34 protein-coding genes and 1 tRNA gene are annotated in these 20,388 nt (G+C 69.8%); 21 read left to right on the forward strand and 14 right to left on the reverse strand.

The window, feature by feature from the left end; translation table 11 throughout:
- Positions 1–29 precede the first annotated feature (29 nt).
- The 9 genes from ACFQ2D_RS16055 to ACFQ2D_RS16095 all read right to left on the reverse strand — a co-directional run bounded on the left by ACFQ2D_RS16055 (position 30) and on the right by ACFQ2D_RS16095 (position 7,112).
- Positions 30–350, reverse strand: a complete 321-nt coding sequence (locus ACFQ2D_RS16055; RefSeq protein WP_280942789.1) for a hypothetical protein — start codon at positions 348–350, stop codon at positions 30–32.
- Positions 351–359: 9 nt separating this feature from the next.
- Positions 360–2,285 carry a phage terminase large subunit family protein gene (locus ACFQ2D_RS16060; protein ID WP_280942788.1) on the reverse strand — a complete coding sequence of 642 codons (1,926 nt, stop codon included), beginning with the start codon at positions 2,283–2,285 and terminating at the stop codon, positions 360–362.
- Between the two features lie 14 nt (positions 2,286–2,299).
- Entirely contained in the window at positions 2,300–2,527 is a 228-nt protein-coding gene (locus ACFQ2D_RS16065; protein ID WP_280942787.1) for a hypothetical protein, read from the reverse strand.
- A gap of 76 nt (positions 2,528–2,603) precedes the next feature.
- Positions 2,604–3,224: a hypothetical protein gene (locus ACFQ2D_RS16070; protein ID WP_280942786.1), complete on the reverse strand. Its 621-nt coding sequence runs from the start codon at positions 3,222–3,224 to the stop codon at positions 2,604–2,606.
- Positions 3,225–3,572: 348 nt separating this feature from the next.
- The gene (locus ACFQ2D_RS16075) at positions 3,573–5,933 is read right to left on the reverse strand and encodes a DUF5906 domain-containing protein (RefSeq protein WP_280942785.1); all 2,361 of its coding nucleotides are present in this window, start codon (positions 5,931–5,933) and stop codon (positions 3,573–3,575) included.
- A gap of 186 nt (positions 5,934–6,119) precedes the next feature.
- Positions 6,120–6,245: a hypothetical protein gene (locus tag ACFQ2D_RS16080; protein ID WP_280942784.1), complete on the reverse strand. Its 126-nt coding sequence runs from the start codon at positions 6,243–6,245 to the stop codon at positions 6,120–6,122.
- Between the two features lie 41 nt (positions 6,246–6,286).
- Positions 6,287–6,496: a hypothetical protein gene (locus ACFQ2D_RS16085; RefSeq protein WP_280942783.1), complete on the reverse strand. Its 210-nt coding sequence runs from the start codon at positions 6,494–6,496 to the stop codon at positions 6,287–6,289.
- 3 nt (positions 6,497–6,499) lie between these two features.
- Positions 6,500–6,736: a TraR/DksA C4-type zinc finger protein gene (locus ACFQ2D_RS16090; RefSeq protein ID WP_280942782.1), complete on the reverse strand. Its 237-nt coding sequence runs from the start codon at positions 6,734–6,736 to the stop codon at positions 6,500–6,502.
- The gene (locus tag ACFQ2D_RS16095; protein WP_280942781.1) at positions 6,729–7,112 is read right to left on the reverse strand and encodes a hypothetical protein; all 384 of its coding nucleotides are present in this window, start codon (positions 7,110–7,112) and stop codon (positions 6,729–6,731) included. The genes ACFQ2D_RS16090 and ACFQ2D_RS16095 overlap by 8 nt, the downstream gene beginning before the upstream one ends.
- A gap of 213 nt (positions 7,113–7,325) precedes the next feature.
- Here ACFQ2D_RS16095 and ACFQ2D_RS16100 point away from each other — a divergent pair, with 213 nt between their 5' ends.
- Positions 7,326–7,625, forward strand: a complete 300-nt coding sequence (locus ACFQ2D_RS16100) for a hypothetical protein (protein ID WP_280942780.1) — start codon at positions 7,326–7,328, stop codon at positions 7,623–7,625.
- Positions 7,626–7,645: 20 nt separating this feature from the next.
- Here the strand turns inward: ACFQ2D_RS16100 and ACFQ2D_RS16105 are convergent, their stop codons facing one another.
- Entirely contained in the window at positions 7,646–7,891 is a 246-nt protein-coding gene (locus tag ACFQ2D_RS16105; RefSeq protein ID WP_280942779.1) for a hypothetical protein, read from the reverse strand.
- A gap of 72 nt (positions 7,892–7,963) precedes the next feature.
- Here ACFQ2D_RS16105 and ACFQ2D_RS16110 point away from each other — a divergent pair, with 72 nt between their 5' ends.
- Positions 7,964–8,425 carry a helix-turn-helix domain-containing protein gene (locus ACFQ2D_RS16110; protein ID WP_280942778.1) on the forward strand — a complete coding sequence of 154 codons (462 nt, stop codon included), beginning with the start codon at positions 7,964–7,966 and terminating at the stop codon, positions 8,423–8,425.
- An 18-nt stretch (positions 8,426–8,443) separates the two neighbouring features.
- Positions 8,444–8,815: a hypothetical protein gene (locus ACFQ2D_RS16115; RefSeq protein ID WP_280942777.1), complete on the forward strand. Its 372-nt coding sequence runs from the start codon at positions 8,444–8,446 to the stop codon at positions 8,813–8,815.
- Between the two features lie 11 nt (positions 8,816–8,826).
- Here the strand turns inward: ACFQ2D_RS16115 and ACFQ2D_RS16120 are convergent, their stop codons facing one another.
- A complete protein-coding gene (locus tag ACFQ2D_RS16120; RefSeq protein WP_280942776.1) occupies positions 8,827–9,204 on the reverse strand; it encodes a hypothetical protein in 378 nt (125 codons plus the stop codon).
- 234 nt (positions 9,205–9,438) lie between these two features.
- Here ACFQ2D_RS16120 and ACFQ2D_RS16125 point away from each other — a divergent pair, with 234 nt between their 5' ends.
- From ACFQ2D_RS16125 to ACFQ2D_RS16205, 17 genes are all read left to right on the forward strand, one after another.
- Positions 9,439–9,696 carry a hypothetical protein gene (locus ACFQ2D_RS16125; protein WP_280942775.1) on the forward strand — a complete coding sequence of 86 codons (258 nt, stop codon included), beginning with the start codon at positions 9,439–9,441 and terminating at the stop codon, positions 9,694–9,696.
- Complete coding sequence (locus ACFQ2D_RS16130) at positions 9,693–10,082, forward strand: hypothetical protein (protein ID WP_280942774.1); 390 nt, start codon at positions 9,693–9,695, stop codon at positions 10,080–10,082. The genes ACFQ2D_RS16125 and ACFQ2D_RS16130 overlap by 4 nt, the downstream gene beginning before the upstream one ends.
- Positions 10,079–10,291, forward strand: coding sequence for a hypothetical protein (locus ACFQ2D_RS16135; protein ID WP_280942773.1), 213 nt, complete (start codon positions 10,079–10,081; stop codon positions 10,289–10,291). The genes ACFQ2D_RS16130 and ACFQ2D_RS16135 overlap by 4 nt, the downstream gene beginning before the upstream one ends.
- A 94-nt stretch (positions 10,292–10,385) precedes the next feature.
- Positions 10,386–10,697: a hypothetical protein gene (locus ACFQ2D_RS16140; protein ID WP_280942772.1), complete on the forward strand. Its 312-nt coding sequence runs from the start codon at positions 10,386–10,388 to the stop codon at positions 10,695–10,697.
- Positions 10,690–10,842 carry a hypothetical protein gene (locus ACFQ2D_RS16145; RefSeq protein WP_280942771.1) on the forward strand — a complete coding sequence of 51 codons (153 nt, stop codon included), beginning with the start codon at positions 10,690–10,692 and terminating at the stop codon, positions 10,840–10,842. Before ACFQ2D_RS16140 ends, ACFQ2D_RS16145 begins: the two co-directional genes overlap by 8 nt.
- A 2-nt stretch (positions 10,843–10,844) precedes the next feature.
- Positions 10,845–10,991 (forward strand): hypothetical protein, encoded by a 147-nt coding sequence (locus tag ACFQ2D_RS16150; protein WP_280942770.1) that lies wholly within the window; start codon positions 10,845–10,847, stop codon positions 10,989–10,991.
- A gap of 43 nt (positions 10,992–11,034) precedes the next feature.
- On the forward strand, positions 11,035–11,346 hold the full coding sequence (locus ACFQ2D_RS16155) for a hypothetical protein (protein WP_280942769.1): 312 nt from the start codon (positions 11,035–11,037) through the stop codon (positions 11,344–11,346).
- Entirely contained in the window at positions 11,343–12,311 is a 969-nt protein-coding gene (locus ACFQ2D_RS16160) for a hypothetical protein (RefSeq protein WP_280942768.1), read from the forward strand. The genes ACFQ2D_RS16155 and ACFQ2D_RS16160 overlap by 4 nt, the downstream gene beginning before the upstream one ends.
- Positions 12,312–12,313: 2 nt before the next feature.
- The gene (locus tag ACFQ2D_RS16165; protein ID WP_280942767.1) at positions 12,314–12,586 is read left to right on the forward strand and encodes a hypothetical protein; all 273 of its coding nucleotides are present in this window, start codon (positions 12,314–12,316) and stop codon (positions 12,584–12,586) included.
- A gap of 5 nt (positions 12,587–12,591) precedes the next feature.
- On the forward strand, positions 12,592–12,867 hold the full coding sequence (locus ACFQ2D_RS16170) for a hypothetical protein (protein ID WP_280942766.1): 276 nt from the start codon (positions 12,592–12,594) through the stop codon (positions 12,865–12,867).
- 13 nt (positions 12,868–12,880) lie between these two features.
- Positions 12,881–13,153: a hypothetical protein gene (locus tag ACFQ2D_RS16175; RefSeq protein WP_280942765.1), complete on the forward strand. Its 273-nt coding sequence runs from the start codon at positions 12,881–12,883 to the stop codon at positions 13,151–13,153.
- Between the two features lie 9 nt (positions 13,154–13,162).
- Positions 13,163–15,139, forward strand: a complete 1,977-nt coding sequence (locus ACFQ2D_RS16180) for a DNA cytosine methyltransferase (protein ID WP_280942764.1) — start codon at positions 13,163–13,165, stop codon at positions 15,137–15,139.
- 168 nt (positions 15,140–15,307) lie between these two features.
- Positions 15,308–15,544 (forward strand): hypothetical protein, encoded by a 237-nt coding sequence (locus tag ACFQ2D_RS16185; protein WP_280942763.1) that lies wholly within the window; start codon positions 15,308–15,310, stop codon positions 15,542–15,544.
- A gap of 48 nt (positions 15,545–15,592) precedes the next feature.
- On the forward strand, positions 15,593–15,871 hold the full coding sequence (locus ACFQ2D_RS16190; RefSeq protein ID WP_280942762.1) for a hypothetical protein: 279 nt from the start codon (positions 15,593–15,595) through the stop codon (positions 15,869–15,871).
- A gap of 5 nt (positions 15,872–15,876) precedes the next feature.
- Positions 15,877–16,101, forward strand: a complete 225-nt coding sequence (locus ACFQ2D_RS16195; protein WP_342457133.1) for a hypothetical protein — start codon at positions 15,877–15,879, stop codon at positions 16,099–16,101.
- 3 nt (positions 16,102–16,104) lie between these two features.
- Positions 16,105–17,244, forward strand: a complete 1,140-nt coding sequence (locus ACFQ2D_RS16200) for a site-specific integrase (RefSeq protein ID WP_280942761.1) — start codon at positions 16,105–16,107, stop codon at positions 17,242–17,244.
- 42 nt (positions 17,245–17,286) lie between these two features.
- Positions 17,287–18,285: a DUF2806 domain-containing protein gene (locus ACFQ2D_RS16205; RefSeq protein ID WP_280942760.1), complete on the forward strand. Its 999-nt coding sequence runs from the start codon at positions 17,287–17,289 to the stop codon at positions 18,283–18,285.
- 75 nt (positions 18,286–18,360) lie between these two features.
- On the opposite strand, the gene ACFQ2D_RS16210 is transcribed toward ACFQ2D_RS16205, so the two are convergent.
- Positions 18,361–18,436, reverse strand: a tRNA-Lys gene (locus ACFQ2D_RS16210).
- Between the two features lie 94 nt (positions 18,437–18,530).
- On the opposite strand from ACFQ2D_RS16210, the gene ACFQ2D_RS16215 reads away from it, so the two are divergent.
- Positions 18,531–19,010 (forward strand): group III truncated hemoglobin, encoded by a 480-nt coding sequence (locus tag ACFQ2D_RS16215; protein ID WP_280942759.1) that lies wholly within the window; start codon positions 18,531–18,533, stop codon positions 19,008–19,010.
- Here ACFQ2D_RS16215 and queC read toward each other — a convergent pair.
- Both queC and queE read right to left on the reverse strand, forming a co-directional pair.
- Positions 18,998–19,666, reverse strand: coding sequence for a 7-cyano-7-deazaguanine synthase QueC (gene queC / locus ACFQ2D_RS16220; RefSeq protein ID WP_280942758.1), 669 nt, complete (start codon positions 19,664–19,666; stop codon positions 18,998–19,000). The genes ACFQ2D_RS16215 and queC overlap by 13 nt on opposite strands.
- 39 nt (positions 19,667–19,705) lie before the next feature.
- Positions 19,706–20,386, reverse strand: a complete 681-nt coding sequence (gene queE, locus ACFQ2D_RS16225) for a 7-carboxy-7-deazaguanine synthase QueE (RefSeq protein ID WP_280942757.1) — start codon at positions 20,384–20,386, stop codon at positions 19,706–19,708.
- Positions 20,387–20,388 lie beyond the last annotated feature (2 nt).

A 20,388-nucleotide genomic window follows, 5' to 3' on the forward strand; every position in this document is an offset into this window, starting at 1 on the left:
TCTCCCGTCATGGCGGCTGGGAGACTTTTTCAGCCCGTCTTCGCGCGACGGGCCTTCTTGTTCGGATGGTGCCTGTACGCAGTCGCCCTGCTGATCTTGTGTGCCTGGCAGACCTCAACGATGGACAGCCCGCGCCGCCATGACTCAGCGATGCCTTCGGCGTCAATGGGCACCGCCTGGCGGTACCGCACCCGAAGACCGGCCAGCAGGTCCAGCTGCACCAGCGCCAACGCATCGGCCAGCTGCAGTGCCTGGTGCGCAGGCAGATCCTTGATCTCCTCGCGCAGCTTCTGATTGAAGCTGTCGCGTAGCTGGTCGACCAGCTCGTCCGCCTTGACGTCTTCTGCCATACCCCCTCCTCAATCCTTCCAGCCGCCGCGGCGGCGCTGTCGTGTTCCACGGGAATCCATCGGGCGCGCCAGGGCCGGCGCCGCCGGCGCGCGTGTTTCACGGGAATCATCGTTCGCCGCCGCCTGCTGGATGGTGGCCAGCACCTGCGCCTCGCGCATGTCCCAGTTCGCCCGGGTCCAGCGGTGCAGCCGCAGCTCGGGGTGCAGGGCGGCGGCGTAGGCGTACACCCAGGTGTCCAGCGGCTCGTTGCGCGGGGTGCCGCGGATCTTCTCGAAGCGGTTCTTCCGCGGGTCGTACGTCTCCGACACCAGGCCGCCGAAGTAGTCGCGGCTGAGTTCGTCGCTGAAGCGCACCTTGCGCTCCTCGGCCAGCTTGTCGGCGTCGGTGCTGAGCATGGCGAACAGGTGGTGCTTGATGGCGACGGTGCCCACCGGGTAGGCGTGCACGCCGCGCTTGTCGACCATGCCGCGGTAGTTGATGTCGTGCAGCTTGGCCTTGCCCAGGGACGGGGCGTTGTTGGCGGTGGCGCCGAAGCCGGCCACCAGGCGGCGCACGCGCTTCTGGCGCACGTAGGCCTTCACCGCTTCGGTGCGGTGGCCCAGCATGTCCTGCAGGGCAGCGTCGACGCGCAGCACGGCGCCGTCGGCGCGCTCGATGGGGGCGTTGAGCAGCGCGGTGAGCGCGGTCCACACCTCGTCCTCGTTCGGGTCGCCCGGCAGCTCCACGTAGTCGATCGGCCAGCAGGTCATGCCGCGGCCCCAGCCGACGATCTGCACCGGCAGGCGGTTGTCCTGGGTGTCGATGCCGGCGGTGACGGCCAGCACCCAGTTGGGCACGGGCTTGAGCGGCAGCGGCTCGGCGCGGTCGGCGATGATGTTGAACTTCACCGCGCGCATGGCCGGGTCTTCCCAAGGCTCGGCCAGGCGGTCGTTGATGAAGGTCTTGAGCTTGGCCGGGTCGCCCTGGGCGTCGCGCCACATGGCCACCAGCTCCACCCAGCGCGGGCCCAGGCCGATGGGGTAGTACAGGGCGTTGGCGTGGTAGCCGCGGCTGCGGGCGCCCGGGTTCTCGGCCACCCAGCGGCCGCGCGCGATCATCGCGGTCTTCTGGTGCTCCTCGATCACCACGCCGCACTCGCGGCAGACGTACCAGGCGTGCAGGCCGTCGGGCGTCCACTGCAGGCCGCTCCACTCCAGCGGCTGCTCGTGGCCGCAGTCCGGGCACGGCACGTAGTAGCGGCGCTGGTCGGACTTGTCGTAGAGCTCGCTGATGCGGCAGCGGCCGGCGATCTCGGGCGTGCCCACCTTCAGCCGCTTGTACTTCGACGGGAAGGCGGAGGTGCGGCCGTCAAGCATCTCGGCCGGGTCGTCGCCGGACTTCAGCAGCGAGGCGAAGCTGCTGAACTCGTCGGCCAGCACCATGCCGGCGCTGGTCGACTTCAGGCGCACGGGGTTGCCCGCGTGCTCCACGTAGAGCTGGCCGCCCTGGAAATCCTTGAAGGTGCGCCGGTTGGACGCCTCGCGGCTGGCCATGCTGGTCATCACGGCCTGGACGGCGGGCGTCTCGTCGATCAGCGGGTTGAGCTTCTGGTCGATCCACTTGTTCATGGAGACCTCGGCCGGGAGCGCCACGATGATCGGCATCGGGTTCTCGCACATGGTGTAGCCGAGGATGTTGGTCTCGATCTCGCTCTTGCCGAACTGGATGGGCAGGCGCGCGACCACGTCGCGCACCGGGCTGCGGGCCGAGAAGCAATCCATGATCTCGACCTGCAGCGGGTTGGTGTCGTTGCGCCACTTCGCCGCGTTCTGGCTGCCTTTGGTCGACAGGATCCGCTTCGCCTCCGCCCACTCGCTGACGCGCATGGGCTTGCGCGGCGCGATGGCCTTCGCGACGGTCTGGAAGATCAGGGGGCGGGCGGCGGCGTAGGTCATCGGCGCGGGGCCTATCACGCCTCGCTCGGCGACACGTAAGGCATCCAGTGGGTCGGCGCCCGACAGCCGTCTAGCTTCTCTTGCGTGACGCTGCCTCGGGTGTACGACCACCAGCCGACGTAATCGTCCACGGTTTCCCCCGGCGACGAGAACACCTGGCCTACGCGCTCCCACTCTTCCTCGCTGTTGAACCAGGCGAGGTGCACGACTTCCACCGACGCCACCTCAACGTAAACCAACACGGTGGTTCCATCGGTCGGCGCTGTCTCGATCGGTTGCCATTTCATGGAGTTCGGCCTCTTGATTGATGGGCAATGGTCAGACATGCCTGCCAATGGCGCTGCACTTCCGGCTGAGCTCCTCGAGCGCATGCTCGATGCCGTTGGCCAGGATCACGCGGCAGCGCTCCTCGGCGCTCTCCGCGGCCAGGGATGCCGACAGGACGGTGGGCAGGTTCTCCAGGCCGGTGCGCAGGGTGGTGATGGCGTCGGCGATCACCGCCACCACCTCGTCGCGCTGCAGCAACTCGCCCAGCTCCTGCTGCTCCTCGCGCAGAGCCTTGCGCAGTGCGGCCTCCTCGCGCTCGGCCTGGGCACGGGCTCGGCGCAGGGCCAGCGGGTCGTCGTAGGCGACGGGCGCGCGGTCCTCGCCGTCCTCGTCGCCGCCGGCGGCGCCCTGCCCCGCCTCCTGGGCGGTGGAGGGGGATGGGCTCACCGCGGCCCGCGCAGCGGCGTGGCGCGCCGCGACGCCGGCCTTGCTGGGGTCGGCCAGGTCGGCCAGCAGCTGGCGGCTCTCGGCGACGCGCACGCGGCGGCCGTCTTCGGTCAGCACCAGGTGGCCCTTGCCCTTGAGCTCGGTGACGTAGCTGGGCCGGAAGCCCATGAGCGACGCGAACTCGCGGAACCCCAGGGTGTCGGGCAGCGGGCGCGGCTCAGCCATCGAGGCGGCCTCCTTCCATTTTCTTTTCGAGGGGCGAAGCGAGAAGGTCGCGCGCGCGCCCGCGACCGGGCCTGTGCGGGGTCGGCGTGGGCGGTGCGGGCAGGTGTGCGGGGAGCGCAGCGCGCAAGTGCCTGATCGCGCAGGCCTGTGCGGCCTGTGCGGCCTGTGCGGCGTGCGCTCCGTGTGCGCGCATGTGCGGGCGCGGGTGGGCGCACTGGCGGAGCGCCCCTCGCGTACGCGGGCGCGCAATCTGCCCGCACAGGCCGCACAGGCGCGCAACAGCGCCATTTCTGCCCGCACAGGTGCCCGCACTGTGCGGGGACGGTGGCCGCACAGGCGCGTGGCCGGTCATCGCGACCCCTTCAGCGCACCCAGGCGCAGCTTGAGCGCGGACACCTGGCGGCCAAGCCAGACCGCTTCGTCGGCGCCTTCGGGCGGTTGGGCGCCGAAGGTGAGCACGCTGTGTGGCCCGACCTTCTCGGGCATCTCGAATTCCGCCTCGACGAGGTAGCGCTTGCGCTCCGCCCGCATGCCACGCTTCTTCTCGATCGCGTTGACGAAGCGTTTCAGCGACGCGGGCTTGACCCCCACCTGTCCGCACCAGTGGCGGTAGACCTCGAACCAGTCCTGCGTCAGCCCGGCCAGCACTGCGCCATCTGAGATGAGCTGCGGGTAGTCCACCCGGAAGACCGCGTCGACGAACTCCACCGGGCTGTCCTGCGCCAGGTCGATCAGCTCGCGCTTGGCTTCGGTGTCCGGCGGCAGGGTGCCGGGGTTGAAGTCTCCGAGGTCCAGGTGTAGCAGGTAGTCGTGCAGGGCCTCGACGCCGCCGGTCTCGATCTCGCGCAGCAGCTCGGCGTAGAACTCCTTCGGCTTCTTCGGCGGCGTCCAGATGATGCAGTGGCGCCGGTCGTCTTCCTCGAGCACCACCGGCATCGATTCGTTCGACAGGAACACCAGGTTGACGTGATTGGCCTCGTCGTATGCGGCGATGTGCTTGGGGTTGATGCGGATCCACGTGCCGGTGATCAGCGTCTTGAGCTTGTTCTTGACCTCGAAGCGGTGCGCCTGGGCGACCACCTCGTCGGCGATCAGGAACAGCTTCCGGCTGGCCCAGTCGTTGTGCTTGTCGGTCAGCGCGTCCTGGTCGAGGATGCGGCCGTACTTGCCATAGATGGCCATCACCGTTTCGAAGAACAGGTTCTTGCCGGTGCCCTGCGGGCCGTGCACCACGATGGTGGACTTGAGCTTGGCGCCGGGGTGCTGGATCGGGTACGCCACCCACTTCAGCACCCAGTCGTACAGGTCGCGGCTGTTGGCCTCGCCGCTGCACATGTAGTGCAGCAGCTCGAGCAGGCGATCGCATTTGCCCTTGCGCGGTGTGGTGGGCCAGCCGCCCCAGAGGTTGCAGGTGATCTTGGAATCGGTCTCGGCCGGGTCGAAACCCACCTCGTCCTGGCGCACGACGTCGCGCTCGGGGTGCTCCATCCATGCCTTGTGCAGGTCGGCGCGGATGCAGAGGTTGCGCATGTCGGTGAGCGGCAGCAGGCAGTGCTCGGCCTTGTCGAAGACCGCGCCGCCGGCGGCGTACACCAGCGCGTAGCGCTCGAGCAGCTCTTCGAGGTGCTGGATCACCCGCAGCTTGCCGCCCCCCTCCCCGGTTGTGGAGGAAGAAACCGCGCGCAATTGCGGGGGGTCCCAGCGCAATTCCAAGAGGCGGGCACGCACCTGCGCGCCGACGGCGGCGATGCCCTCCAGGGCGTGGAGGTCGTTGAAGTCGGTGAGCTTGTGGCCATTGGCGGCGTGCTTGGCCTGGCGCGCCTCCTCGTCGGCGAACGCCGGCGAGATCCACGCGCCGTTGACCGCGAGCGCGGCGGCGCTGGCCGCGGTGACGCCGGGGTTGCCGTCGGTGAAGCAGTCGTCGTCGGCGCACACCAGGATGCGCGCCTTCTTGTAGCGCTTGCGCAGCGCCTCGGCCACGGGCAGCAGGTTGCCGGCGTCGAACGCCACGGCGACCGGGAAGCCGGTGGCCTCGTAGAGCGAGGCCGCGGTGGCATACCCCTCGGCGACCAGCACGATCCAGTGCGGCTGGTGGCCGATCAGGTGGAAGTGGCCCTTCTTGGCCACGCCGACCGGCCAGAACTCCTTCGCCGGCCGCTTGCCCTCCCTCGCCTGGGCGGCGGTACGGAGGAACTGCAGGCCGTGGACCTTGCCTGTGGTATCCACCAGAGGCAGCACGGCGGTGCCGTGCCTGGTGAACTTGAGCCCGTGGGCGCCGACGCCCTTGGCCTTCAGATACGGCGACTCGCCGTCGGGCGCGAGCACGGCCCAGGCTTTGGCGGCCACGCCGGCGGCGCGCGCGGCCTCGCGGGCGCGCTCGCGCTCGACGCGCTTGCGGTCCTCGGCCAGCTTCTTGCGCAGGGCCGCGGCCTGGTCGGGCGTCAGCGGGTCCTTCTTCGACAGCTCGATCTTCTGGCTGTTCGGCTCGTTGCCGCGCCAGATGCCGTAGCTGCCAACGATGATGAAGTCGCCCGGGTTCGCGGTCGACGGCAGCTCGTGCAGGCTGTACCAGCCGCGCTTCTCCCGCCCCCCGCCTTCGACCAGGCAGCGGACCGTGCGCGCGGATCCGATCTCCAGACCGCCCCGCGGGAGGATCAGGCCCGCCGCGGTGAGCTGGCGGACGACGTCGTCGTAGTTCGAGGCTGCCATTTCAGTAACCCTCAGCCCCGCTGACTACCCGGCAAGCGGGGTCCGAATTACCCGCAACGGGGGTCGCCCGGGAGGACCCACGACCGGCGAACCTGAACAGCCCGACCGACCCGCGATCGCGCCCGAAGGCCCGCGCAAACGCGCGCGCGCATCCCCTCACCAAGGGGCGCGGGGATCGCAAGGCCATCATTTCGCGGCCGCCTTGCGCCGCACACGCTTGTCGGCCTGCTGGCCGGCGGCGTATTCGCGCTGCAGTTTGGGGATCATGCGCTTGCGCCAGGCCAGCTCGGCCTTGCGGTCTTCCGGCGTCATGGCCTCGAAGTCCTCGACCAGCCGCTTGAACGTGCGGTCGCTCAGGCGCTGCTGAACTTCAGCTCGCCCTGCCTTCGCCTGGCCGCTTCCACCTCGCGATGCAGCTGGTCGCGCGTGGCGATCGGGTCCGGGTCGTTCGACGGTGGATCCACCTGCAGCGCCAGCAGCGCGCATGCCCTCCACTTCTCCGACGCGTTGGGCGCCGGCTTTCGCGGCAAGTCCACCCAGCGGCGGCCTCGCGGAAGTCCCATGGGTCACCTTCCCCTCCCAGGTGCGTATTGGTGCGCGCGGATGTCTTCCTCGCGCTGGCAGTCGGTGCACAACCGGGCGCCGAGGCGCTGGCGTGCTTCCTCGATCGGTTCGCCGCAGTCCAGCTGCTCGCACGCGGGCAGGCCGGGGCGGCGCGTGGTTGCAGTGGCCTGGTGGCGCTTGAGCGCATCGGCGATGCGCGCGTCCACATCGGCCTGCACGGCATCCATGGCGTCAGGCATCGTTGGCCACCCCTGCCTGCAGAACGCGGCGCAGGGCCGCCACCTCCTCCCGCAGCAGGCGGTTCTGACGCTCCACCTCGGTTTCGCGGTGGCGCAGGCTGTGCAGGTCGTAATTGCGTTGGTGCAGCATCCACAGCAGCGGCGCGTCGTTGCCGCACACGCTCATCAGCCGGTCCAGCTTGGGCCATACCACGCCCTCCCCGCCCGACATCCAGCGCGAGAACTGGGCCTTGTCGACCTCGAGCTCCAACTGCAGGCCCTTGTCCAGGGCATAGCCGCCGGCCTTGGCGCACAGGGCGATCGCATCGCCCAGCGACTTCTCGCGCATGACCTCTTCCGGCCGCAGCGGCAGCGGCATCGCCAGCTGGCTACTCATCGCCGCTCAACCGAGTTGAGTGGAGTTGAGAGACTTCCGCCGGCCAAAATTTTTTCATGGACACAGGCACTTGCAGCGACACGACGCTTTCCCCCCTGTGGGAAATTCAGGACGGCCACCGCACGCGCTTGGCCGCCGTTCTCTTCCGGATGGCGCCCGCCCCCGATGTAGGCTGGCAGGCGCTTGAGCCCCAACCCGACACCGGAGACGGACATGGCACAACCGGACTTGCCGACCAGCCAACTGCTGGCCGCGAAGACCTTGGCGATGGAAGTGGCCCTGCTGGCACTGCTGCGCGAGCAGCGCGACAACCAGCCGTTCTGGGAGAGCTTGGACAAGCTCACGCAGGTCGTCCTGTCCCTGGACGATCTGGGTGCGCACCCCGATCCGGAGATTGCAGCGATGGCCGAGTCCGCTCAGGACTTCCTGGACTCGTGGCGCGCGATCGCTGGTACCAACCCGAACGCGCCAGCGCCTCCCGGAGCTGGTCCTTTCCATCCCGGATCAGGGTGAGTACCGCTAGCTCGCCGGCCTCAGCCATTGCTCGCGCCCTCGCCCTCGGCTGGGGCGGTGTCGTCGTTGGCGGGAAGCGATGCGAATCTCCCGAACAGGTCCGGTCGCTTGAACACGGCCGCTAGCGCCCGGCGCTCAGGGATTGGATCGTCCTCGCCCCACTGGCTCACAGCCGCCTGGGAGATTCCGAAGAAGCGGCTGATCTCCGCGTCGTTGGCGGGGCCGCCCAGTGCGGCTCGAAGCTGCTTTTTGGTGATCGCGAGCATGGGTCGAGACCTTAAGACCTCTTAAGGTGACCTGTCAAGCGGTCTTTAGCCTCAGAAACTTAAGCTATCTTTATGCCTCCACAGTCCCTCGGCCAGCGCCTCGAGTCCCGCATGCGAGAGCGCGATCTACAGCCCGCCGAGGTCGCGCGACGGGCGAAGACCACCGAAGCCACTATCCACAACTGGCTGAAGGACAAGGTCCGCACGGAACACGTGAAGGCCGCCCAGCTGTTCAATATCGCCGAGGCCGTGGGCGCCGACCCACGCGAATTGCTCCTGGGGCATGCCGCCCCCTACCGCGCGCCCCTGCGGATAGCAGACGCCGCGCCCGCCGAGGCGTCTCAGGTTCTGAAACCCGAGGCCCTCACTCTCGCGTTTCAGCTGGCAACCGAGGTCGAGGACGCGCTTCAGCGACAGGCCCGCACGTTGCCACCCGCGAAGCGGGCAGAACTCACGCAACTGGCGTACGAACTGCTCGACGAGGGACTGCCTCGGGCGAAGGTGCTGCGCTTCGTCCTTGCTGCCGCGGCCTAGCCGCTACAGGGGAAATCGATGCACGACGCTGCTTCGCTCCAGGCGAAGGTCTCTCGCCTGCGCCAGATCATCGCGGATTCGATTCCGGCGCCGGCACCGCAGTCGGCGGACGAGGTCGACGCCTGGCGCCGATACCAGCATTTCGCCGCGAACCAGCCGATGCCGGTTGTGGACATGACGCGGACCGCGCGCATGATTCGGGCGATCAACCGCGTCGCCATAAGCTACGGCTGGGTGAGCGAGCTCCAGCGCATGCTCGACATGTACGACGCACCATCCCTGTCCGCCTTAGATGACGACCAGATCGAGGCGGTGCACCAGCGCATGGTCACGCTGGAGGCATGCGTACAGGATGGATGCGACCCGCCAGACGCGCCGCCCGCCCGCTAGTGGTGATCGGCTCAGGGAGTGCCGATGCGCCCGCAGGCATCGCACCGTTTCGCCGGATCCATCTCGCGTGGTGCCTGCGAAGGCTGCGCGTCCGTCGCGGGTGAAACGGGCGCGGCGGCGGCGGGTGTAGCCGTTGCCGACGGCGCCTGCTCGGGCGTCTTGCAGACGATGAACAGGTTGCCGTCGATGTCGCCCAGACCCCAGTAATCCTTCTCGCTGGCCTCGATCGTGTAGCCGTAGGGGCACTGCTGAGCAGCACGCGAGTAGCACTGCGACGGCATCTCGCACCAGATCTTGTAACCCTGCGCACCCGATGGAGCCATCATCGGCCGGGAGGTGGTGCAGGCAGCAAGCAAGACCAGCGCGAGCAGGAAAAGCGCGATTCGCATGTGTGCGTCCCTTCTTCGGTCCGGGTCCCCACCCGGCTCCGCCCAGTTTGCGATGGGCGATCTTAAGAGGGCTTGACAGGAAGACTTAAGGGGTCTTAAGGTTCGCCCGTCCCGGTCATCCCCTCCGGGACGGGCGACCGGCAGGTCGCCAGCCGGTCCCACCCCTGACCGGCTGACTGGGCCTCCCCTCCCAGCGACCTGCCGGCCGCCTTCTTCCACCCGAAGGAGGCGACCATGCTGGCCATGCTCTACGACCCAGGCTTCGTCCTGGGCAACATCACCGGATTCTGCGCGGGCGGCCTGGCCGTCGCCGGGCTGATCCACTCCGGCGCCCGGGCGGCCACCGCACGCCTCAAGGCCGAGACCGACCTGGTCAAGGCACGCGCCACGGCCCATCGCCAGAGCGAGGCATGGACGCGCGCCGGCGCGGCCAACGAGCCGATCGACAGCCACCGCACCGCTCGCGCCGAGATGCGCGGAGGCCCCCGGTGAGCGCGCGCCAGACGCTGAGCGTGCCCACCGTGGCGGGCCTGACGCTCGAACTGGCCTTCGAACCCAACGGCTCGCGGGCCGGCCAGGTGAACGCCACGCTGTACGTGCCGGAAGGCAAGGCCGAGCCGGGGGCCAGCCTCACCGACCGCACCGCCGCGTTCCTTTGCGGTGGGCGCATCTGGTCGGACGTGTACATCGACGCGCGCACCCACCAGCACGCGCCCCCGGTGCTCTGGCTGCGCGGCGCCGCGATCGACATCGACGACGACACCGCCGCCACCGTGGAAGCCTGGCTGGCCAGCCGCCCGCGCGTGGCAGCCGAGGCCGTGCCCTCCACCCTGCCGCGGGACATCGCCGCGCCGGCCGCCCCGGCGGTGCGCGCATGAACGGCCTGGTGGTGGACCTGGGCCGCGTGCGCAACGCCGTGCAGCAGTCGGCGCGCCTGGGCATGCCCGAGACGCAGCAGGACGTCGTGCGCCGCATCGTCGCCGACGCGAAGGAGCGCCACGTAGACGGCGGCAAGCTCGCCGACCTCTACACCGAGCGCCTGCGCCGGCAGGTGTGCGCGTACAGCGAGCCGGGCGGTGCGGCATGAACGCCCTGCTGTGCGAGCTGCTGGTGCTCACCCTCCGTCCCATCGTCGCGGCCTGGGATGCGCTCGACCGCGTCCGCAGCATCGGGGAATACCAATGATCCCGCCCATCACCGCCGAGGACCTCGTCCTCCTGCGCGAAGGCCTGCGCGCGCTCGGCATCGCCGACGGCCACGCCATCAACCTCACCGCGAAGGAAAGCCAGAGCGCCTCGCAGAGCCGGATGCTGGTGAAGTTGGGCAATCGCCAGCGCCACCGCCAGGAGCTGGACTTCCGCCTGCGCGAACGCCTCGCCCAGCTCACCGGCATGCCCGAGATCCTGCACGGCAATGCCGACCTGGCCAGCGAGTCGACGCTCTATCCGCTGACCCACGACCAGCAGGCGCAGGAGGCCAACTTCCGTGGCTGACCGTCGCCGCAACCCCGACCACGCGCACCTGCGCACCTGGCGAGAGATCGCCGAGCGCGTGCTGCGCGCCTTCGTCATCGCCGGCGCCGTCGCCGGCTGGGCATTCGTCGCGTACGCCCTGCGTGCGCAGTTCACCGGAGGCTGACCATGCCCACCCTGCTCGACCACATCCGCACCACCAACGCCCAGGCCGGCCGCGCGCCGCGCATCCGCCGCCGCCACTGGCGCGCCGTGCTCATCGTCGCCGGCGCCCTGCTCACCCTCGCCTCGCTGATCGCCCAGCACGGCAGCTGACCGAATACCCCAACCGCCGGCCCTGGCCGGCAAAGGAACCACCGTGGCCGCGAACTCCGCCGGCACCGCCCCCCGCGTCACCCCTCTCGAGCGCACCGCCCTGCTGGCCGCCTACGGCGCGCCCGGGCACACCCTGCGCCGCTTCGGCGGCGGCTTCGTCGCCGCACCGCCGCGCGCCGCCACCACCGGCACCGTGCAGGCGCCCAACGTCACCAAGCGCATGGCCCTGCGCCTGCAGCGCGCCGACCTGGTGCAGCTGGACGACGAATACTGCCCCAGCTACCTCACCCTCACCGACGAAGGCGTCGCGATCGCGCGCGAGCTGGTCGAGGCCGCGAACGAGGCCGCGCCGTGACGTCCAGCGCCGCTCTCCCTGGCGCCGGCCGTGCTGACCGCCTGCGCGCCTTCCTGCGCGCGAACCCGCGCGCCTACACCGCCCGGGAGCTGGTGGATGCGCTGGAGCCCGGCATCCGCGTCGACAACATGCTCGGCTCGCTCAACACCCTGGTGAAGTCCGGCGAGCTGGTGCGGGTGATGCACGCCGGCCGTCCCCACTTCGCCGATCGCGAGCTGGCCGTCGCCGCAGCAGCTACTCCGCGCGTCGCGCCGATAGCGCCACCCGCACTCTCCCAGCCCGCCCAGGCACCGGCAGCGCCGGAGCCGCGCACCGACGCCAGCAGCCGACCGCCTACCGCCTCCGCCCGCATCCGCGGCTGGCTGCAGCAGGCGGCTGGCCCCGTCACATCGCGTCAGGTGCAGCGGGCCGTCCTGCCCGACACCGACATCCGCGTGGTCTCGGGCCTCATCGCGTCTATGGTCCGCAAGGGCCTGGTGGTGCGCACCGGCACGCAGGGGCTTGAGGGCCTGTACGCGCTGGGCCGTCAGGCGCGCGCATGGGGCTTCCCGCCGAACGCGCGCGCACCCAAGGCACCGAAGGCTGCCAAGCCGCCGGCCGCGCCCAAGCCACCCAATCAGCCGAAGCCGAAGCCCGAGCGCCCGGCCAAGGCTGCGAAAGCGCCGAAGCCGACACCGCGCCTCGTGCACGGCCCCGCGGCGCGCGAGCGCGACGTCCCACGCGGCCTGGCATCGATCGAGCGCCCGGCGCGCCGCAGCGTCGCGGCCTGCGCCCTGGACGGCATTCCCGACGCCGCCCGCGCGGCCAGCGAGCGCCTCAGCGCCGACATCGCCGCATTCGAGGCTGCCGGTGGGCGCATCGAGCGCCTCGGCCCCACCCAGTTCTTCAAGCACATCGGCATGGAAGCCGCGAACACCTTCCCGCCGCGCACCCCGCGCACCGGCACCTACGACCTGGACGACTGACCATGCCCCACGCCCACCGCCAGAGCGGGCCCGACTTCCTCGCCAGCGTCGCCGACCAGAACGCCGCCAGCGGGCTGGACACCAACGCCGCCGAGTTCCGCCAGCGCGCCGCCGACTGGCGCCAGGACCAGCAGCGCATCGAAGAGCTCGAGGCGCAAGTCGCCCGCCTCCAGCGCCAGCTGCGCACCGCCGACGACCAGGCGCGCGTGCTGGACGAGATCAAGCGAACCCTGCAGGCAGCGAACGACCCCCAGGCCGCTGCAGGCGCGGCCTGAGCAACATGCCAATCGCGACAGCCATCACCCCCGCCCTCTGCCAACGCTGCGGCGCCTGCTGCTCCGCGCTGGTCGACGGCGAGCTGATCGCCTGCCGCCACCTCGAAGTTGCGCAGGGCCTGCACCGCTGCCGCATCTACGCCACCCGCCCGCGCGTCTGCCGCGACTACGACTGCATGCGCACCGGTCAGCCGGATCCGGCTGTCGCCGATCGCGTCACCGCAGCCCTGCAGGCCATCGAACCCGCCAACGAACCCACCGCGGCGCCTGCCGCCGCCTGACCCAGGAGGAATCATGATCACAGTGATCTATGGCCCGCAGGCATCCGGCAAGACCCGGAACGCCGAAGCCCTGAAGCGGCACTACGGCTGCCGCCGCATCGTCGACGACGCCTTCCACGTCGTCCGCAACGGGGTCCGCAATGGCGTGGGCGACGTGAAGCTGCGCAGCGGCGACCTCGTCCTCACCAACGACAAAGCCACCGCCGAGAAGCTCGCAGAGCGCGGCGCCGTCGTCGTCGACATCAACACCGCCCTGCGCGCCGCGTGCGGCGCCCGCCACCACTAAGGAACACCGATGGCAGACGGTAGCCGCTCGCCCCAACACGGCTTTCACTTCCCGCAGGTCGTCGCGCGCTCGCGCCTGCGCCCCGGAGAGATCGTGGTCGACCTGTTCGCCGGCGGCGGCGGCGCGAGCCATGCGCTCGAATCCGCACTGGCGCGTGCAGTGGACATCGCGATCAACCACAACCCGTGGGCGATCGGCATGCATGCCGCGAACCACCCGTTCACGCGCCACCTGTGCGAGGACGTCTACGCCGCGGACCCGCGGGCCGAGGTGGGCGGCCGCCTGGTCGGCGTGCTGCACGGCTCGCCGGACTGCACCCACTTCAGCCAGGCGAAAGGCGGCCAGCCGCGTAGCACCGTGATCCGTGGCCTGTCGTGGGTGCTGGTGAAGTGGGCCGGCAGCCTGCGCCGCAGCGGCAACGCGCCGCGCATCATCACACTGGAGAACGTCGAGCAGATCCTCAAGTGGGGTCCGCTGGTCGCGAAGCGGTGCAGGGGGACCGGTCGGGTGATCCGGCTGGACGGCACCGTGGCCGCGCCGGGCGAGCGCGTGCCGCGCCACGAGCAGTTCCTGGTACCGGACAAGCGCCACGCCGGCAGGACCTGGCGCCAGTTCGTCGCCGCGCTGGGCGCGCTCGGCTACGCGGTCGAGTGGCAGAAGTTGAAGGCCTGCGACTTCGGCGCCGGCACTAGCCGCACCCGGCTGTTCATGGTCGCCCGGTGCGACGGCGAGCCGATCCGGTGGCCCGAGCCGACGCACGGCCCCGGCCGCGCGCAACCGTACGTGACGGCGGCCGACTGCATCGACTGGTCGATCCCGTGCCCCTCCATCTTCGACCGTCGCAAGCCGCTGGCCGACGCCACGATGCGGCGCATCGCGCGCGGCGTCCGTCGCTACGTCCTCGACACCGCCGAGCCGTTCATCGTCCAGTGCGCCAACGCCAGCGCCAGCGGCGTGCACCCTGGCGACGAGCCCCTGCCGACGATCACCGGCTGGCCGAAGGGCGGCGCGCACGCGGTGGTGGCGCCCACGCTGGTACCACGCTACGGCGAGCGCGACGGCCAGGCGCCGCGCGCCGCGTCGGTCGCGGAACCGCTGGCCACCGTCGTGCCCACCGGGAATGGCGCGTCGCTGGTCGCTCCGGTGCTGGTGCCGGCAACTCATCACGGTTCCGACCGGGTCAATGACCCTGCCGACCCGCTCCCCACGATCACCGCCGCGCATCGCGGCGAGCTGATGCTGGCCGGCGCAGCCCTGGTCAAGTTCCGCGGCGACAGCGCCGGCAGCGCGATCGACGAGCCGGCCCCCACCATCACCAGCGGCGCCGGCGCTGCCCGGCCCGCGGGGGCGGCCAACGCCTTGGGCGTGATGACCGCCTTCCTCGAGCAGGCCGCCGGCGGCCCGAACAGCAACACCAGCCGGCCGCGCGGCGCCGACGAGCCGGTGTCCACGATCGCTCAGACCGGCAGCCAGCAGCGGCTGGTCGCGGTCCATCTGCAGCACGCGTCGACGTCGAACACGAACGGCGGACGCGGCCGCGCCGACCTCCCGCTGCGCACAGTGCTGGCAGGTGGCCAGCATCACGCCGTGGTCGAGTGCACCCTGAGCCCCGAACACGAGGCCGGCGCGCTGCGCGTCGCCGCGTTCCTGATGCGCTATCACGGCACCGGCGGCCAGGACGCGGATGCGCGGGCGCCGCTGACCACCATCAGCACCCGGGACCGGCTGGCGCTGGTGACGGTGACAATCCGCGGCACTCCGTACGTGATCGTCGACATTGGCCTGCGCATGCTCCAGAAGCACGAGCTGTTCAGGGCGCAGGGCTTTCCGCGCGGCTACATCATCGACCGCACCGCCGACGGCCGCCCGCTGACCGTCAGCCGAAGCGTGGCCATGTGCGGCAACAGCGTGAGCCCGCCGCCCTACGAGGCGCTGCTCGTCGCGAATCTCGACCCCTCTCGCCAGCCCCTCCAGGAGGCCGCATGACGCCCCAGGCACCGTTCGGCACATCTCGCAGCGGAGAAGACGAAGGCAAAGCCCCGCGCCAAGAACCCGACCACGGGCGCGAAGGCGAATGCCGCGTGAGGACCGACGTCGAGCGCACCAGCGCCGCCCGGGGGCATGATCAGCATGCCCAAGCCTTCGGAGAGCCACATGATCCAGCCGGTCACCGACACCCGCCGCCAGCGCCTGCGCGACCTGATCGACGAAGTGGCGCAAGGCAATCAGGCCCGATTTGCAACCATGATCGGCAAATCGCGGGCCTACGTCGGCTTCTGGCTGGCCGACCCGACCAAGCCACACGCCAAGGCGATGAACCACGAATCGGCGCGCGAAATCGAGACGCGCTTCGGCAAGCCGCCTGGGTGGCTGGATACGAAAGGGGCGTAATTCGCGTCATCGACCTGTTCGCCGGAAGTGGCGGCATGGAGACGACGAATGGCTGACGTCACCCGCCTCCCCACCGCCCACGCCCTGGCCAACGTCCCCCACATGCTCCGGCACTGGGCCGACGTGATCGAGCGCGACACAGCGGCGGGCGTCCAGCTCGAGTTCGCCGCGCTCACCATCATCCAGGCCGGCGAGGCCAAGCCCGCGTTCTTCATCGCCGATCGCGCACCAGGCATGCCGCCCCACCCGCTGTTCGCCGCTGGCGTGTTCGACTACTGCCGCCAGCAGCTGATCAACGACGCCGCCCGCGTGGACGACGAAGGCTGACCACCGTGCTGCACCCGTCCATCGTCCCGTTCGAAACCCTGCAGCAGCTGTGCCGCCCCGGCGAGAACCCCCGCCGCGCGACGGTCGAGGCCTGGGCCAAGCGCGAGGGCATCCTCTACCGCTACGACGGGAAGGGTGGCATCTTCACCACCATCGAGGCCGTCAACGTCGCCCTGGGCGTCGCGGCCGCGAACGACGACCGCGCCGCCTACGAACCGGACATCATCTGAGCCATGCCCCCCGCCGGCCGCCCGCGCAAGGTCCCCGCCAACCTGCCGCCGCACATCGACTACGCGCGGGTGCCGAAGGGCGTCTACTGGGACGCCAGCGGCACCGGCCGCTGGTTCGTGTTCGAGCTGGGCGACAGCGGCCGCAAGGTGCGCAAGACCATCGCCGGCCGCGATGCCCGCCTGTCGGAGCTGCACGGCTTCGTCGAGGACAAGGCCGGCACCGGCACCGTCGACTGGCTGGCCGCGGCCTACCACGCCAGCCCCAAGTTCAAGGCGCTGGCCAAGACCACCCGCGCCGACTACGAATACAGCCGCGACGTGATGCTGGCCCAGTCGACGAGCTCCGGCGGCCGCGTTGGCCTGCTGCAGGCCGACCGCCTGCGCACGCACCACCTGCAGCGCCTGGTCGACCGCATCGCCGCCGAGGGCACGCCCACCAAGGCCGCCAAGGTGCTGCGCTACGCGCGCCTGCTCTTCAGCTGGGGCCTGCGGCGCGGCCTGGTCAGCCAGAACCCTGGCAAGGGCCTCGAGGCGCCGGAGGAACGCCGCCGGCAGCGCCTCCCGGCCCAGCAGGCCTATCTGGCCATGCTGTCCTACGCCGTCGACGCCGCGGCGCGCACAGCGCGCACGAAGGGCTCGCACGCGCCCTACCTGCCGCTGGTGATGGAGCTCGGCTACCTGTGCCGCCTGCGCGGCATCGAGACGCTCAACCTCACCGAAGCCCAGGAGACGCCCGACGGGATCCGCACGAACCGCCGCAAGGGCAGCCGCGACAACGTCGTCGCCTGGTCCCCGCGCCTGCGCGCCGTCTGGACGTCCGCCCTCACCTACCGCCGCGACATCATCGCCCGCACCACCAGGCTGCACCCGCTGCGCGCCGAAGACCGCTACCTGATCCTCGCCGAGAACGGCGAACCGCTCACCCGCTCGGGCCTCGACAGCGCATGGCAGCGCCTGGTGCGCGCCGCGATCGAGGAAGGCATCATCGATGCCTCCGACCGCTTCAGCCTGCACGACCTCAAGCGCAAGGGCGGCACCGATACCCCCGGCACCCGCGCCGAAAAGCAGGACGCACTGGGCCTGACCGAGCAGATGATGAAGGTCTACGACAAGAGCGTGCCCACCGTGAAGCCATCGGCCTGATAGGCTCGCGGACGGCGGAGACGCGGCTATGGGGAACTACAGATGAAGATTTCAGACCTTGCCGGCCTGAGCAAGCCCATAACGCGCTTGATCGAAGTGATTTCGAAGGGGACCGGTGCTGTTTCCGCGCCAAGCCTAACCAAGGCGAACGCGAAAGCCACCGCTGAGAAGGTCCACGTGCTCGCGGCGGCGATTGCGCAGGCGAACGAAGAACACGGACTCGCCATTGCCTACAAAGATCAAGAGCTGGAGATTTGGCGACGTCCGGAAGATGACGATTTCCGAGTCGGCCCCTCCACACTTGACGCTCGAGGGGAGCAGCGGCGCGAGTACGTAGCCCGCCTGCGCCAGAACAACGTGGAGTCGATTACGTCGGCGGCGGCAATCGAACTAGCGCCTGAGAGCGAAGTGCCCGATACCGCTCCAGAGCAGGACTGGATCAATAGGTTCTTTCGCGCGGCAGAAGACATCTCCTCCGAGCAGATGCAGTTGCTCTGGGGCAGGATATTGGCCGGAGAGATCAAAAGTCCGGGCAGCTACTCGCTGCGAACCCTAGAGTTCTTTCGGAATCTCACGCGAGAGAACGCTACCCTGCTCGAATTGCTGTGCAGGCAAGCAGTGTGGTACGCGGGGGCGGCCTTCATACCCATGCAAGATCCAGCATGGCTCAAGACTCACCGGCTTGTTTACGAAGGTCATCACTTCGAGGCAGCGGAATTCGGCGCTCTCTACCCGACGGCCCTGACGTATAGGTTACTCACCACTGCAGCATCGATCGAAGTGCTTTCGGCCGGCCGCTGGGCTTTGAAGCTGGAGCGTGGGCAGTCGACAGACCTGTTCTTGCTACCCGTATGGAAGTTCACCAACGTCGGCAAGGAACTCGTCCAGCTGATAGGCCACGACGGCGACCGCGAGCAGCTAGTCCGCATAGGGGCCTGGTTCGCACAGCAAGGCGCATCGGCGGCGATCGGCGAGCTAGTCGCTGCAGACGGCCGTGACTACACAATTCGCGGCTTAACGGATGTTCCGGCGAACGCCTAGCTCACAACAGCACGCGCATTTTACGGAGAATTTTACGGAGGGCGCCGCGCGGCGCGCGTAAGTTGTTGATGCAACTGGTGGGCCGTGATGGATTCGAACCATCGACCAGCGGATTAAAAGTCCGATGCTCTACCGACTGAGCTAACGGCCCGTGCAGGCCGGCGATTATAAGCCATGCCGACGGCGCGCCCCCGGTACTGACCTGGGTCAAGGCCTGTGCAGGCCGCGTGGGCGACAATGTCGCCATGGCCGCTTCCGCCCTCCTGCAGACCCCGTCGCCCGGCGAGGCCCACCTCCCCGACGAAGCCGCGATCCGGCGCCTGGTCCACGCGTTCTACGCGCGGGCCCGCACCGACTGGCTGCTCGGCCCCATCTTCGAAACCACCGTCGATGACTGGCCGGCGCACCTGGACACGCTGGTGCGCTTCTGGAGCTCGGTGCTGCTGCGCGCGGGAAGCTACCGCGGCAACCCGATGGCGGCGCACCGCCCGCTGCGGTTGGACGACCAGCACTTCGCGCGCTGGCTGGCGCTCTGGGACGCCACCGCGCGCTCGGTGCTGACGCCGCTGCAGGCGCGACATGTGTTCGAGACCGCGCAACGCATCGGCCGCTCGCTGCGCATCGGCCTGGAGATCGATCCGCTGCGGCGCGAGCGCCGCGATGCCGGAGGCCCCGGCTGCCCGCACCACCACGCGCCGGATGACCGAATGGATCAGCCCGCGTAGCGGGTCGGATCGTCCACGCCCGCCGCGGCGAAGCCCTCGGCGCGCAGGCGGCAGGCGTCGCAATGGCCACAGGCCCGGCCGGCGTCGTCGGCGCGGTAGCAGGACACGGTGGCGGCGAAGTCCACGCCCAGGCGCAGGCCCTCGCGCACGATGTCGGCCTTGCCCAGGCGCAGCAGCGGCGCATGCACCCGGATGCCCGCGCCTTCCACGCCGGCCTTGGTGGCCACGTTGGCCAGTCGTTCGAAGGCCTCGATGAATTCGGGCCTGCAGTCCGGATAACCCGAATAATCCACCGCGTTGACCCCGCAGAACAGGTCGTTGGCGCCCAGCACCTCGGCCCAGCCCAGCGCCAGCGACAGCATGATCGTGTTGCGGGCCGGCACGTAGGTGACCGGGATCCCGGGGCCGCCGGCGTCCGGCACCTCGATGTCGTCGGTCAGCGCGGAGCCGCCGAAGGCGCGCAGGTCCACCTGCACGGTCTTGTGATCGCGCGCGCCCAGCATGGCGGAAACGCGATCGGCGGCCTCCAGCTCGGAGGTATGGCGCTGGCCGTAGCTCACGCTCAGCGCGTGCACGGCGAAGCCTTGTTCGCGGGCGATGGCCAGCACCACGGCGGAATCCATGCCACCGGAAACGAGGACGACGGCTTTCTTCATGGGGATCGTCGGGCGGAATCAGGAAACAGGGGAGCCGGTTCAGCGGCCCGGCTCGTCGTTCCACAGCAGCTTGTGCAGCTGCATCTGGAACCTGACCGGCAGGCGGTCGGCGACGATCCAGTCGGCCAGGTCGCGCGGCGACAGCTCCGATTTGCTCGGCGAGAACAGCACGTCGCAGCGCGCTTGCAGGGCATGCCGGTGCAGCACTTCGCGCGCCCACTCGTAGTCGGCCCTGCTGCAGATCACGAACTTGACCTGGTCGTGCGGCGTCAGCAGCGGCAGGTTCTCCCAGCGGTTGCGCTCGACCTCGCCCGAGCCGGGGGTCTTGATGTCCAGCACCCGCGAGACGCGCGGATCGACGCAGCCGATATCGAGCGCGCCGGACGTTTCCAGCGACACCACGTAGCCCGCGTCGCACAGCCGCGCCAGCAGCGACAGGCAGCGCTTCTGCGCCAGTGGCTCGCCTCCGGTCACGCAGACGTGGCGCACGCCATGGCGCGCGACCTCGGCCAGGATCGCCTCGATGTCCCACCACTGCCCGCCGTGGAAGGCGTAGGCCGTGTCGCAGTACACGCAGCGCAGCGGACAGCCGGTCAGGCGCACGAACACGGTCGGCCAGCCGGCGTCGCGGGCTTCGCCCTGCAGCGACAGGAAGATCTCGGTGATCTTCAGCCGGTCCGCCGTCGATGCGGCGGCCGCATCGGGCACGACGGCGTTCATGC

The organism is Luteimonas composti, assembly GCF_042678665.1.
In the GTDB taxonomy this organism is placed as follows: Bacteria; Pseudomonadota; Gammaproteobacteria; order Xanthomonadales; family Xanthomonadaceae; genus Luteimonas; species Luteimonas composti.

Excerpts from the sequence above, each read along its gene's own strand:
- ACFQ2D_RS16055 (WP_280942789.1), bottom strand. The coding sequence starts at position 350 with ATGGCAGAAGACGTCAAGGCGGACGAGCTGGTCGACCAGCTACGCGAC.
- ACFQ2D_RS16060 (WP_280942788.1), bottom strand. The coding sequence starts at position 2,285 with ATGACCTACGCCGCCGCCCGCCCCCTGATCTTCCAGACCGTCGCGAAG.
- ACFQ2D_RS16070 (WP_280942786.1), bottom strand. The coding sequence starts at position 3,224 with ATGGCTGAGCCGCGCCCGCTGCCCGACACCCTGGGGTTCCGCGAGTTC.
- ACFQ2D_RS16075 (WP_280942785.1), bottom strand. The coding sequence starts at position 5,933 with ATGGCAGCCTCGAACTACGACGACGTCGTCCGCCAGCTCACCGCGGCG.
- ACFQ2D_RS16080 (WP_280942784.1), bottom strand. The coding sequence starts at position 6,245 with ATGACGCCGGAAGACCGCAAGGCCGAGCTGGCCTGGCGCAAGCGCATG.
- ACFQ2D_RS16085 (WP_280942783.1), bottom strand. The coding sequence starts at position 6,496 with ATGGGACTTCCGCGAGGCCGCCGCTGGGTGGACTTGCCGCGAAAGCCG.
- ACFQ2D_RS16090 (WP_280942782.1), bottom strand. The coding sequence starts at position 6,736 with ATGCCTGACGCCATGGATGCCGTGCAGGCCGATGTGGACGCGCGCATC.
- ACFQ2D_RS16095 (WP_280942781.1), bottom strand. The coding sequence starts at position 7,112 with ATGAGTAGCCAGCTGGCGATGCCGCTGCCGCTGCGGCCGGAAGAGGTC.
- ACFQ2D_RS16100 (WP_280942780.1), top strand. The coding sequence starts at position 7,326 with ATGGCACAACCGGACTTGCCGACCAGCCAACTGCTGGCCGCGAAGACC.
- ACFQ2D_RS16105 (WP_280942779.1), bottom strand. The coding sequence starts at position 7,891 with ATGCTCGCGATCACCAAAAAGCAGCTTCGAGCCGCACTGGGCGGCCCC.
- ACFQ2D_RS16110 (WP_280942778.1), top strand. The coding sequence starts at position 7,964 with ATGCCTCCACAGTCCCTCGGCCAGCGCCTCGAGTCCCGCATGCGAGAG.
- ACFQ2D_RS16115 (WP_280942777.1), top strand. The coding sequence starts at position 8,444 with ATGCACGACGCTGCTTCGCTCCAGGCGAAGGTCTCTCGCCTGCGCCAG.
- ACFQ2D_RS16120 (WP_280942776.1), bottom strand. The coding sequence starts at position 9,204 with ATGCGAATCGCGCTTTTCCTGCTCGCGCTGGTCTTGCTTGCTGCCTGC.
- ACFQ2D_RS16125 (WP_280942775.1), top strand. The coding sequence starts at position 9,439 with ATGCTGGCCATGCTCTACGACCCAGGCTTCGTCCTGGGCAACATCACC.
- ACFQ2D_RS16135 (WP_280942773.1), top strand. The coding sequence starts at position 10,079 with ATGAACGGCCTGGTGGTGGACCTGGGCCGCGTGCGCAACGCCGTGCAG.
- ACFQ2D_RS16140 (WP_280942772.1), top strand. The coding sequence starts at position 10,386 with ATGATCCCGCCCATCACCGCCGAGGACCTCGTCCTCCTGCGCGAAGGC.
- ACFQ2D_RS16150 (WP_280942770.1), top strand. The coding sequence starts at position 10,845 with ATGCCCACCCTGCTCGACCACATCCGCACCACCAACGCCCAGGCCGGC.
- ACFQ2D_RS16165 (WP_280942767.1), top strand. The coding sequence starts at position 12,314 with ATGCCCCACGCCCACCGCCAGAGCGGGCCCGACTTCCTCGCCAGCGTC.
- ACFQ2D_RS16170 (WP_280942766.1), top strand. The coding sequence starts at position 12,592 with ATGCCAATCGCGACAGCCATCACCCCCGCCCTCTGCCAACGCTGCGGC.
- ACFQ2D_RS16175 (WP_280942765.1), top strand. The coding sequence starts at position 12,881 with ATGATCACAGTGATCTATGGCCCGCAGGCATCCGGCAAGACCCGGAAC.
- ACFQ2D_RS16180 (WP_280942764.1), top strand. The coding sequence starts at position 13,163 with ATGGCAGACGGTAGCCGCTCGCCCCAACACGGCTTTCACTTCCCGCAG.
- ACFQ2D_RS16185 (WP_280942763.1), top strand. The coding sequence starts at position 15,308 with ATGATCCAGCCGGTCACCGACACCCGCCGCCAGCGCCTGCGCGACCTG.
- ACFQ2D_RS16190 (WP_280942762.1), top strand. The coding sequence starts at position 15,593 with ATGGCTGACGTCACCCGCCTCCCCACCGCCCACGCCCTGGCCAACGTC.
- ACFQ2D_RS16200 (WP_280942761.1), top strand. The coding sequence starts at position 16,105 with ATGCCCCCCGCCGGCCGCCCGCGCAAGGTCCCCGCCAACCTGCCGCCG.
- ACFQ2D_RS16205 (WP_280942760.1), top strand. The coding sequence starts at position 17,287 with ATGAAGATTTCAGACCTTGCCGGCCTGAGCAAGCCCATAACGCGCTTG.
- ACFQ2D_RS16215 (WP_280942759.1), top strand. The coding sequence starts at position 18,531 with ATGGCCGCTTCCGCCCTCCTGCAGACCCCGTCGCCCGGCGAGGCCCAC.
- queC (WP_280942758.1), bottom strand. The coding sequence starts at position 19,666 with ATGAAGAAAGCCGTCGTCCTCGTTTCCGGTGGCATGGATTCCGCCGTG.
- queE (WP_280942757.1), bottom strand. The coding sequence starts at position 20,386 with ATGAACGCCGTCGTGCCCGATGCGGCCGCCGCATCGACGGCGGACCGG.